The sequence below is a fragment of the Clavibacter sp. MX14-G9D genome (assembly GCF_032917815.1).
Taxonomy (GTDB): domain Bacteria; phylum Actinomycetota; class Actinomycetes; order Actinomycetales; family Microbacteriaceae; genus Clavibacter; species Clavibacter michiganensis_K.
The window spans coordinates 1-7685 of the sequence record NZ_JAVCVL010000135.1 but is presented as its reverse complement, the minus strand read 5'-3'; the positions used below and the strand labels follow the sequence as shown (position 1 = coordinate 7685).

7 protein-coding genes are annotated in these 7685 nt (G+C 75.4%); 2 read left to right on the top strand and 5 right to left on the bottom strand.

The window, feature by feature from the left end:
- The 4 genes from Q6969_RS10990 to Q6969_RS10975 form a co-directional block, all read right to left on the bottom strand.
- Nucleotides 1–817: hypothetical protein (locus tag Q6969_RS10990; protein WP_317230472.1), on the bottom strand; the 817-nt coding region annotated here is incomplete at its 3' end.
- Nucleotides 818–860: 43 nt separating this feature from the next.
- Entirely contained in the window at nt 861–995 is a 135-nt protein-coding gene (locus Q6969_RS10985; RefSeq protein WP_317230471.1) for a hypothetical protein, read from the bottom strand.
- 41 nt (nt 996–1036) lie between these two features.
- Nucleotides 1037–1915, bottom strand: a complete 879-nt coding sequence (locus Q6969_RS10980) for a fumarylacetoacetate hydrolase family protein (protein WP_317230470.1) — start codon at nt 1913–1915, stop codon at nt 1037–1039.
- Between the two features lie 89 nt (nt 1916–2004).
- Nucleotides 2005–4518 carry an ATP-dependent DNA ligase gene (locus Q6969_RS10975; protein WP_317230469.1) on the bottom strand — a complete coding sequence of 838 codons (2514 nt, stop codon included), beginning with the start codon at nt 4516–4518 and terminating at the stop codon, nt 2005–2007.
- Nucleotides 4519–4578: 60 nt separating this feature from the next.
- Here Q6969_RS10975 and Q6969_RS10970 point away from each other — a divergent pair, with 60 nt between their 5' ends.
- The gene (locus Q6969_RS10970) at nt 4579–5655 is read left to right on the top strand and encodes a Ku protein (protein ID WP_317230468.1); all 1077 of its coding nucleotides are present in this window, start codon (nt 4579–4581) and stop codon (nt 5653–5655) included.
- A gap of 3 nt (nt 5656–5658) precedes the next feature.
- On the opposite strand, the gene Q6969_RS10965 is transcribed toward Q6969_RS10970, so the two are convergent.
- Nucleotides 5659–6642 carry an AlkA N-terminal domain-containing protein gene (locus Q6969_RS10965; protein ID WP_317230467.1) on the bottom strand — a complete coding sequence of 328 codons (984 nt, stop codon included), beginning with the start codon at nt 6640–6642 and terminating at the stop codon, nt 5659–5661.
- Between the two features lie 58 nt (nt 6643–6700).
- Between Q6969_RS10965 and Q6969_RS10960 the strand changes: the two genes are divergently transcribed.
- The coding region (locus Q6969_RS10960; RefSeq protein WP_317230466.1) for an FAD-binding oxidoreductase at nt 6701–7685 on the top strand (985 nt) is incomplete at its 3' end.

The following is a 7685-nucleotide window of genomic DNA, read 5'->3' as shown; positions in this document are numbered from 1 at the left end:
CGGCAGGGGCCGCCGCGGGCTCCTCCGCCGCGGGCTGCTCGTCGGCGTCCGCGGGCTCGCCCAGGTCGTCCGGGCCGAGCGTGTCGAGGTCCTCGTCGGCGTCGTCGTCGCTGCCGTCGGCCGAGGCGTCCGACTCGCCGTCCCGGGCGGCGCCGTCCGCGGGGATCCCCACGGGGCCGGTCTCGTCCTCGTCGTCGAAGGAGGCGAGCGCCTCGTCGCGGGCCTCGGCGGCGCTGAAGACGGCGCGGCGGCCGGCCTCCTCGCCGCGCTCCCGCAGGTCCTCCGCGGTGGCCTGGACGCGCGTGCGCGCCTCCTCGGCCGTCTCGACCACGCGGTCGCGGACGTCCTCCGCCGTCTCGGCGACGCGGTGGCCGACCTCGGTGGCCTGCTGGCCGACGCGGTCGACGACGTGCTTGGTCTGGTCGGCGGTGCGCGTGCCGAGGTCCTTCGCGGTGTCGCCGACGCGGCCCGCGATGTCCTGCGTGGTGCTGCCGACCCGGCCCGCGACGTCCTGCGTGGTGGCGCCGATGCGCTCGCCGACCGAGTGCGCGGTGCGGCCGACGGCGACCGCCGCGCCCTGGACGGCGTGGCCGACGAAGTCGGCGACCTCGCGCGCCGTCTCGACGGTGCGCTCGACCACGACCGGGCCCTTCTCGTCGAGCACGGACTGCGCCTCGCGGACGCCGCGCTGGACGGGCTCGCTCGACCAGACGGAGCGCGACGCCCGGGCGATGCCCTCGTAGCGCTTGCGTCCGGCGCGCGCGCCGAGGACGTAACCCGTGCCGATGCCGGCGAAGAAGATGAGGCGGTTGATCATCCCTCCACCCTAGACGCGGTGGTCGGGGGACGGCCGGGAGGGGCTAGGCGTCGCCGTGGCCGCGGCCGGTGGCGTCGTGCAGCTCGTCGGTCTCGGGATCCGCCGCGTCGGGCGCGGACAGGTCGGCGTCCTCCGGGATGGAGTGGTCGTGGATCGGGTCCTGCGGCTGGTCGGTCATGCCCCGAGCCTACGCGCGGGCACCCGAGCGGCCGCCGCCGGTCAGAGGATGCGGGTGTGCGTCGTGAGCGACCCGATGCCCTCGACCGAGACGGTGACCGTGCTGCCGTCCTCCAGGAAGATCTGCGGGTCGCGGGAGTACCCGGCGCCGCTCGTCGTGCCCGTGGAGATGAGCGTGCCCGGCTGCAGGGTGGAGGAGGTGCTGAGGTAGGAGACGAGGCGCGCGACCGTGCGGACCATGCCGCTCGTGCGCCCGTCCTGCACCGTCTCGCCGTCGAGGACCGTCGTGATGCGCAGGTCCTGCGGGTCCGCGACCTCGTCGCGCGTGACGACGACGGGACCCGTAGGGGAGAAGCCGTCGAAGCTCTTGCACCGGCTCCACTGCTGCTCCGAGAACTGCAGGTTGCGGGCCGTGATGTCGTTGACGACGGTGTAGCCGAACACGTGGTCGAGCGCGTCCTCCTCGGACACGTCGCGGGCCGCGCGGCCGATGATGACGCCGAGCTCGACCTCGTAGTCGACCTCCTCGCTGAGCGAGCGGGGCCAGCTGGTGGTCCCCTCGTGGCCCGACAGCGAGTTCGGCCAGAGCGCGAAGACGGTGGGGGCGGAGGCGCTCGTGATGTTGAGCTCCTCGGCGTGCGCGGAGTAGTTGAGGCCCACGGCGTACACGGCCGGCGGGCGGAGGACCGCGGAGGCGTGCGTGAGGCCGTCCACCGGCGTCGTGCTGGTGCGGCTGGCGACGGCGCGCTCGACGGTCGCGCGGACGCGGGCCATCTCGTCGTCCCCGCGCTCGATGAGGTCCTGCAGGTCGCGGGGCGACTCGTCGAGGACCTCGTCGAGGAAGAGCGCCTGGCCCTCCGAGACGATCGCGGCCAGTCGGGGGGTCACGCCGTCGTCGGCGAGCAGGTGGGCGAACTTCATGCCCCGAGCGTATCGGGCGGAGGTGTCCGGCCGGCGTTGCGGTCATAACGTGCATGGGGCCGCGGATCGTCCCCGCGTGCCCCGGGCGGTCAGTCCTCCCGGACCACCTCGTCGGGCCGCTTGTCGTGCCGCCAGCCGCGCCACGAGGCCTGGCGGAGCCGACCCGTCGCCGTCCACTCCGCGAACTCGACCTCGCCGACGAGGCGCGGCGTGACCCAGTGCGCGTCGCGGGCGTCGGCCGCCGGCACGTCGGCGAAGGGGCTCGTCTTCCGCGCCAGCGGGCGGAGGCGGCGGAGGACGTCGGCGAGGTCGCGCTCCGTGAACCCCGTGCCGACGCGTCCCGCGTAGGCGAGGCCGTCGGGACCGGGGACGCCCACGAGCAGCGAGCCGACGCCCGCGGAGCGGCTGCCGGATCCCGGCCTCCAGCCGCCCACGACGACCTCCTGCGCCCGGTGGTGCTTGACCTTCACCCACGCGCTCGAGCGCCGGCCCGACTCGTACGGCGCGTCGACGCGCTTCGCCACGATGCCCTCGAGGCCGAGCTCGCGGCTCGTGGCGAGCGCCTCGTCGAGGTCGCCGTCGAAGGCGGGCGGCACCTGGATCCGCCCGCGGCCGGGCGAGCGCACGGCGTCGAGCAGCGCGGCGCGGCGCTCCCGGTAGGGCGCGTCGACGAGCACGCGGCCGCCGAGCGCGAGGGCGTCGAAGAGCATGAGGTGCACGGGCGCCGACTTCCGGGCCCGCTCGACGTCCTTCTCCCGCGTCAGCCCGAGGCGCGTCTGCAGCAGGCCGAAGTCGGGACGCCCGTCGGCGCCGAGCACGACGATCTCGCCGTCGAGCACGGCGGCGTCGACGTCGAGCCGCTCGGGGAGCTCCGCGAGCTCCGGGAAGGCCGCGGTGAGGTCCACGCCGTTGCGGCTCGTGAGGGTGGCCCGGCCGCCCTCCACGACCGCGATCGCGCGGTAGCCGTCCCACTTCATCTCCACGGCCCACTCCTCGTCGGGGTCGAGGCCCGGGCCCTGCGCGGTGGTCGCCAGCATGGGCGCGGGCGCGCTGGCGGCGCCTCCCCGGCGGCGGGCGCCGACCCGCGTGCGCCCGCCCGCGGTCTCGAGCGAGGCCGGGCGCGCGGCCCTCGCGTGCGGCCGCCCGGGGGCGTCCGCCGGCTCCATCAGGTGGATCAGCCAGTTCGCGTCGGCCTTCCCGTGCCCGCCGGTGTGGATGAGCGCGTAGCGGCGCGGCCCGTCGATGCCCGTTCCCGCGCCGCGGCCGTGGAGCGTCGCGATGACCTCCTTCCCGTCCCGCCACTTCTCCAGCTCGTAGGTGCCCGCGTCCCAGATGGTCACCTCCCCGCCGCCGTACTCGCCCGCCGGGATCGTGCCCTCGAAGGCGCCGTACTCGACCGGGTGGTCCTCGGTCTGCACCGCGAGGTGGTTCGTGCCGTGCTCGGTGGGCACGCCCTTGGGGAGGGCCCAGCTCACGAGCACGCCGTCGTGCTCCAGCCGGAAGTCCCAGTGCAGGGCGCGGGCGTGGTGCTCCTGGATCACGAACGACCGGCCCTCCGAGGGCGCGGGCGCCTCGGCGGGGACGGGCTCGCTGGTCTTGGCGGCGTCGCGCTTGGAGCGGTAGTTCGCGAGGCGGTCGGCGGCGGGATCCCCGGCGGGTTCCTTCCGCGCGAAGCCCGCGAGCCGCTCGCGGGTCGGCTCCAGGCTCTCGCGGTGGCCCTCCTCGACGGCGGCGAGCGGGTCGGCGCGCCTCCGCATCCGGGCGAGGACCTCGTCCATCTCCAGGTGCCCCAGGGTCGGCGACGCGAGCTCCCGCCAGGTGCGCGGCACCGCGACCATGGGCCGCGACCGCCCGCGGAGCGAGTACGGCGCGACCGTGGTCTTGTTCGGGTTGTTCTGGCTCCAGTCGACGAGCACCTTGCCCGAGCGGAGCGCCTTCCGCATGTCGCTGACCACGAGGTCCGGGTGGTCGGCCTCCAGGGCGCGCGCGAGCTCGTGCGCGACCTCGGAGATCGCGGCCGCGTCGTGGCTGCCGTCGAGGGCGGCGTAGAGGTGGATGCCCTTCGATCCGCTCGTCACCGGGTACGGCTCGAGCTCCATGTCCCGGAGGATCGCGCGGGCCGCCTTCGCGACCTCCACGCACTCGGGCAGGCCGGCGCCGGGACCGGGGTCGAGGTCGAGCACGAGGCGGTCCGGGCGGCGCACGTCGCCCGTGCGTCCGAAGCGCCACTGCGGCACGTGCAGCTCGAGGGCCGCGATCTGCCCCAGCCAGGTGAGGGTCGCGACGTCGCCGACGAGGGGGTAGTCGTTCGCGTGGTCGCGGTGCTGGATCGCCCGCCGCTGCACCCAGTCGGGCGTGTGCGCGTCGAGGTCCTTCTGGAAGAACATCTTCCCCGGGTGCTCGTCGGTGCCCACGCCGTCGACCCAGCGCTTCCGGGTGACGGGCCGGTCGCGGAGGTGCGGCAGCATGTGGGGCGCGACGGCGGCGTAGTAGGCGATGACGTCGCCCTTGGTCGTGCCCGTCTCCGGGTACAGCACCTTGTCGAGGTTCGACAGCGCGATCCGGTGCCCGTCGACCTCCACCTGCTGCCTCTGCCCCGCCATCGCTCCAGCATGGCCCCGTGCGGCCGGGGCGCGGCGGCCGGGCGGGTGTTCACTGGGTCCATGAGAGCCATCTGGAAGGGCGCCGTCACCTTCGGCCTCGTCAACGTGCCCGTGAAGGTCTACAGCGCCACGCAGGACCACGACGTGCCGCTGCACCAGGTGCACGACGCCGACGGCGGGCGGATCCGGTACCAGCGCCGCTGCGAGGTGTGCGGCAAGGTCGTCGACTACGCGCACATCGACAAGGCGTTCGACGACGGCGACCGCACGGTCGTGATCACCGAGGAGGACCTCTCGTCCCTCCCGGAGGAGAGGAGCCGCGAGATCGACGTGGTCGAGTTCGTGCCGAGCGACCAGGTGGACCCGGTGATGCTCGACCGCAGCTACTTCCTCGAGCCCGACTCCTCGAGCCCGAAGTCGTACGCGCTCCTCCGCCGCACGCTGCAGGAGACGGACCGCACGGCGATCGTGCACGTGACGCTCCGGCAGCGCACCCGGCTCGCCGCGCTGCGCGTCCGCGGCGACGTGCTGATGCTGCAGACGCTCCTCTGGGACGACGAGGTGCGGGAGGCCGACTTCCCGTCGCTCGACGCCGCGCCGAAGGTGTCGCCGCGGGAGCTGAGGATGTCGGCGCAGCTGGTGGAGGGCTTCGCGGAGGACTTCGACCCGTCGAGGTTCAGCGACGAGTACCAGGAGCAGCTGCGGACCCTCATCGACGCGAAGCTCGCCCAGGGCGACTCGCTCGACACCGACGCGACGTTCGGGGAGTCGGACGACGACGAGGACTCGGGCGGCGAGGTGCTCGACCTCATGGACGCGCTCAAGCGGAGCATCGAGCGCAGCCGGGGCGGGAGCGGCGGCGGCGCGAAGCGGAAGGCGCCGGCGGGGGAGGGGGCTGGCGCGAAGGGGAAGGCGGCGGCCGCGAAGACGAAGACGAAGAAGGCGGCGACGAAGAAGGGCACGTCCGCCGGGAAGACGGCGTCGACCGCCAGGAAGACGACGTCCGCCGCGAAGGAGCCGACGACGGCGAGGAAGGGCGCCGCCGCGAAGGGGTCGTCGTCCGCCGCGAAGGAGTCGACGGGCACGGGGAAGGCGCCCGCGAAGCGCACCGCGGAGAAGCAGAGGAGGAGCGCGTAGGCGTCAGCCCGCCGCGGGCATCCCGTCGGTCATGACGCGCCACAGGTGCAGGGTCGCGTAGGAGCGCCAGGGCGACCAGGCGGCGGCGCGCGCGTCGAGGGCGCGCGCCTCGTCGGGGAGGCCGAGCGCACCCGCGCCGCGGCGGACGATGAGGTCGCCGGAGAGCAGGATGTCGGGCTCGCCGAGGGCGCGCATCGCGACGTAGTCGGCCGTCCACGGCCCGACGCCGTGGAAGGCCACGAGGGCGGCGCGGAGCTCCGCGCGCGGCATCCCGTGCTCCATCACGAGCTCGCCGGCCTCGAGCGCCTCCGCGAGGCGCACCAGGGTCGCGGTCCGGCGGGCGGGGCCCCGCAGGAGCTCGGCGCCGTCGCGGGCGATGCGGGCGGCCGAGGGCGGGAGCCGCGTGACGGATCCGTGCGCGACCGACGCGGGCAGGTCCTCGCCGAGGTCCGCCGTCATGCGGCCGTGCGTCGCGCGGGCGGACGCGACGGAGATCTGCTGGCCGACGATGGTGCGGAAGAGCGTGCTGCGCGGATCCAGCGTGCCGGGGATGCGGAGGCCGGGCGTGCCGCGGACGGCGGCCGCGAGCGCGGGATCGCGGGCGAGGTCGTCGTCGATGCGGGCGGAGTCCACGTCGAGGCCGAGGAGGCGGCGCGTGCCGGCCATCAGCTCCGCCGCGTCGGCCTCGTGCTCGACCCGCGTGACGACCTCGACCCGGGTGGCGCCGTCCGCTGGCCTGCCGGCGTCGCCCTCGTCCCCGGAGCGGTCGTCGACGCCCGCCACGTCGAGCAACCGCACGGACACCGTCCCCGCGCCATGGGCGAGCCGGGCCGACTGGGTGAAGCTCGTCGCGTCCCCCTCCTCGGCGCCCGTGACGGCGTGCCAGGAGAGGAAGCGGATCACGCCGCCGCCGTCGAAGGGCGCCGGCACCTCGATCACGGAGCGGGAGACGTGCGCGGGCGCGGAGCCGGCGTCGGAGGGGCGCATGCCCTCAGCCTGCCGGACGCCCCCGACCGCCGCGCGCGGGCGACCTAGTCTGGATCGCATGATCGACGACGACGTGATCCGCGCCGCGCTCCCCGACGCGGGCACCGCCGCACCTCCGACCGGCCCCGGCAGATCCGCGGCGCACACCGACGACGACGTCCGCGCCCTGCTGGTGGCGGCCCTCGGCGACGTCGTCGCCACCGACCCCGACTCCCTCGACGACGCCCGCTCGGACCGGTCCGGCTACCGCAGCCCCGCGGCTCCCGTCGCCGTCGTGCGCGCGACCGCGGTGGAGCACGTCGTCGCGACGCTCCGCATCGCGAGCGCCACCGGCACGCCCGTCGTCACGCGCGGCGCCGGCACGGGCCTCGCGGGCGGCGCCACGGCGACCGCGGGCGAGATCGTGCTGTCGGTGCGCGGCATGGACCGGATCCTCGAGGTGAGCGAGGCCGACGAGCTGGCGGTCGTCGAGCCCGGCGTCCTCAACGACGACCTGAACGCCGTGCTCGCCCCCCGGGGCCTCTGGTACTCGCCGGATCCCGCGAGCAAGGCCATCTCCACCATCGGCGGCAACATCGCCACCAACGCGGGCGGACTGCTCTGCGCCAAGTACGGGGTGACGCGCGAGGCCGTGCTGGCGCTCACGGTCGTGCTCGCCGACGGCCGGGTGGTGGACACGGGGCACCGCACCGTGAAGGGCGTGACGGGGTACGACCTCACCGCGCTGATGATCGGCTCGGAGGGGACGCTCGGCGTGATCGTGCGGGCCACCGTGCGCCTGCGCCCGCTGCCGACCGCCACGCCGTCCACCGTCGCCGCCGCGTTCCCGGACTCCGCGTCGGCGGCCGCCGCGGCGTCGGCCATCACGGCCGCGCGCATCCGGCCCGCCGCGATGGAGCTGCTCGACGCCGGCGCGCTCGAGGCGATCGACGCGTACCTGGGCACGGCGCACTCCGCGCGCGGATCCGCCCACCTCCTCGTCCGCTGCGACGGCCCGGACGCCGCCGCGGAGGCCGCGCGGGTGGTCGCCGTCGTCGTCGCGG